Below are 3,205 nucleotides of genomic sequence, written 5' to 3' on the forward strand. Positions count from 1 at the left end.
GGAAGAGGGGGGAGAGGGGGAAGAAAATGCTTTCAAATAATTCTTAATTCTTAATTCTTAATTCTTAATTAATCTACAGTTTCATAATCTCCCGTGATAGTCTCATCTTTATCATAATCAAATTCAAACTCGCTAGGGTCTTCAGAGATTTGACTTAAACCACTTAAAATTTCATCTTCAATACTCTTGAAGTCGTCATCATTATCTATCTCTTCATAGGAAGTAGAACTTTGTTGTTCAAATCCACCGATAATAGTGGGATCTTGGTTAGAGTCGTAGGCTTGTGCGCCAATATTAACCACTAAACTACGAAAATCCTTCATTAAGTTTTCCACCTGTGACACTGGAGTCGAGGAAGAATCGATGGCATCTTCTAATTTTCTACGACTGGACTCAATTTTATTTCTTAATTCACTACTAACTAAATGAGGATTTTTGTCAAGGGTTAACTGATAACTATAGACTAGGCTATCTAATTGTTTCTTGATTTCCACTAATTCTAACCTACGACTATCTTCGGAAGCAAATCGTTGTGCTTCTTGTCTCATGCCTTCGATTTCGGACGAACTTAATGCACCTGTATTAGTAATTAAGATACTTTGTTCTACCCCCGTACCTTTATCTCTAGCCGATACTTTTAAAATACCATCCACATCAATATCAAAAGATACCTCAATTTGGGGAACTCCCCTAGGGGCGGGGGGAATACCTGTTAACAAAAATTTTCCTAAACTCTTGTTATCTTTCACCATCGATCGTTCCCCTTGCAAGACATGGATTTCTACGGAACTTTGTCCATCGATGGCAGTAGAAAATATTTGAGTCCTACTGGTGGGAATAGTCGTATTTCTTTCGATAACTTTTGTGAATACTTCTCCTAGGGTTTCTAATCCTAAAGACAAGGGAGTAACGTCTAATAATAGTAAATTGCGTACTTCTCCTCCTAATACGCCTCCTTGAACGGCAGCACCTAAAGCCACTGCTTCATCAGGGTTGATCGATCGATCGATGGGGATACCTTGACCAAAATATTGCTCAATTTTAGTGGAAATAGCAGGACTCCTAGTCGAACCACCTACAAGCACAATCCGAGCGATTTGTTCTTTACGAAGTCCAGAATCCTTTAATGCTTGTTCCATGGGCGGAACTATACCATCGATTAAAGGTTTAATCAAATCTTCTAATTGGGGACGAGATAGTTCTAATTCTAAATGTTTAGGTCCACTTTCATCCGCCGTGATAAAAGGTAAGTTAATAGAGGTTTGAGTCAAATTAGATAACTCTATTTTGGCTTTTTCCGCCGCTTCCCTTAATCTTTGTACTGCCATTTTGTCCGATCGTAAATCAATGCCTTCTTGTTGTTCAAACCTAGCAATTAACCAATCCACAATCACTGCATCAAAATCATCTCCTCCTAGCTGATTATTGCCAGAAGTAGAGACAACCTCAAAAATACCATTTCCCAATTGGAGGATAGAAACGTCAAAAGTTCCTCCCCCTAAGTCAAAAACTAAAACGTATTGATCTTCATCCTGTTTATCTAACCCATAGGCTAAAGCGGCGGCGGTAGGTTCATTAATGATCCGCATCACCTCTAAACCCGCAATCACTCCAGCATCTTTGGTGGCTTGTCTTTGGGCATCGGTGAAGTAGGCAGGAACGGTAATTACTGCTTGAGATACACTTTCCCCTAAAAAAGTTTCCGCATCATTTTTTAACTTTTGCAGAATCATAGAGGAAATTTCTTGGGTGGTATAACTTTTTCCCTGAATATCCACAGAAACCATGTTATCTTTTCCCCTAACACAGTTATAGGTTACTCTTGCCCTTTCTACTTCGGTTTCTTCCCAACGATGACCGATAAAGCGTTTAATACTATAAACAGTATTTTCAGCGTTTGTCACCGCTTGTCTTTTGGCTAATTGCCCCACTAATCGTTGATTTCCTTTCCCGAATCCTACAATACTAGGAGTCGTTCTCGAACCTTCTTGATTAGTGATGACGATGGGTTTTCCCCCTTCTAAAACGGCAACGCAACTATTGGTTGTACCTAAATCTATGCCTATGACCTTTCCCATAGCTTACAGTGATGGCGGTTTACTTAGTGAGTGAACTATTGTTATATCATTATAGTCAGGATAGAAAATTATGCAAAATTTTCTTAAATTAATTATTTTCTGACTCATTTTCGTTGGTTTGTTCCCCTTCGGAATTGTCTTCGGGAGGAGCGGCAACTTTTACCATGGCGTATCTTAATACGTCATCATTAAGAAGATACCCTCTAACTAGCTGTTCCATAACAATCCCTTCTTCATATTCTGAAGTGGGTTCTCTTAACATGGCTTCGTGGAAGTTAGGATCAAATGGTTCTCCTTCGGGGCGCATGGCGGAAACACCGATTTTTTTCAGACTATCCACAAAGGTTTTATATACTCCCTGATAGCTTTTATGGATATTCAATTCTCCATCATTACTAGGTTTAATTTGAGTTCTAGCTCTTTCAAAGTTGTCAACAACAGGTAACAGTTCCATAATGGTTTTTTTCTTGATTACCTGTTCGAGTTCTTCTTTTTCTTTACTGGTGCGACGACGGAAGTTGTCAAAATCTGCGGTCAATCTCATGTATTGTCCTTGAACTGCTTTACCTTGCTCTATTTCCTGTTCTAGTTTAGCTTTGAGTTGAGCAATTTCTGCTTCTAGGGTGGTGATATGGGCTTGGGTGGCTTCATTTAGCTCTGTTTCTTCTGTTTCTTCATTTTCCACGAAGGTATCTGGTACATCCGATTCTAAGGTCAATTCTTCGATCGAATCTTCCTGATGATCTTCTGAGGGTTGTTCAGAACTAAAGTCCATATTTTCTAAGTTAATATTTTCATCGGGAATTAATTCTTCTACCGACAAATTTTCTTGGTTTTCTGCCATTTCCATCTCTTTTTCTAAGTCAGGGTAATTGTCCGTTTCACTCATCATAACAACTGCAATATTTTTGATACTCATAAAATACTTGAGAAAATAATCTTAATTTCTCCATATTTTATATTCATGCTCTATTGTACTAGAACAAGGGATAATTTTGACACTCCCACGACTGAAGTACGTGGGATTCTTGGTTCATAGAGATTGCTTACCCTGACAGGTATTGCTACCAATCAAAATAGAGGCATCCTCTCCCCAAGCGTTTATTGCCTTAAAGACAAAAGTTCCC

The 3,205-nt window shown here is 38.7% G+C and carries 2 protein-coding genes; both read right to left on the minus strand.

Annotated elements, in window-relative coordinates; all coding sequences use genetic code 11:
* Positions 1–68: 68 nt before the first annotated feature.
* Entirely contained in the window at positions 69–2,078 is a 2,010-nt protein-coding gene (gene dnaK, locus ACN4EE_RS22555) for a molecular chaperone DnaK (protein WP_431708763.1), read from the minus strand.
* An 88-nt stretch (positions 2,079–2,166) separates the two neighbouring features.
* Positions 2,167–2,997: a nucleotide exchange factor GrpE gene (gene grpE / locus ACN4EE_RS22560; protein WP_431708764.1), complete on the minus strand. Its 831-nt coding sequence runs from the start codon at positions 2,995–2,997 to the stop codon at positions 2,167–2,169.
* Positions 2,998–3,205 lie beyond the last annotated feature (208 nt).

The organism is Geminocystis sp. CENA526 (genome assembly GCF_050753365.1).
Taxonomy (GTDB): Bacteria; Cyanobacteriota; Cyanobacteriia; order Cyanobacteriales; family Cyanobacteriaceae; genus Geminocystis.

Coding starts and splice junctions, on each gene's coding strand:
- dnaK (WP_431708763.1), bottom strand. CDS start 2,078: ATGGGAAAGGTCATAGGCATAGATTTAGGTACAACCAATAGTTGCGTT.
- grpE (WP_431708764.1), bottom strand. CDS start 2,997: ATGAGTATCAAAAATATTGCAGTTGTTATGATGAGTGAAACGGACAAT.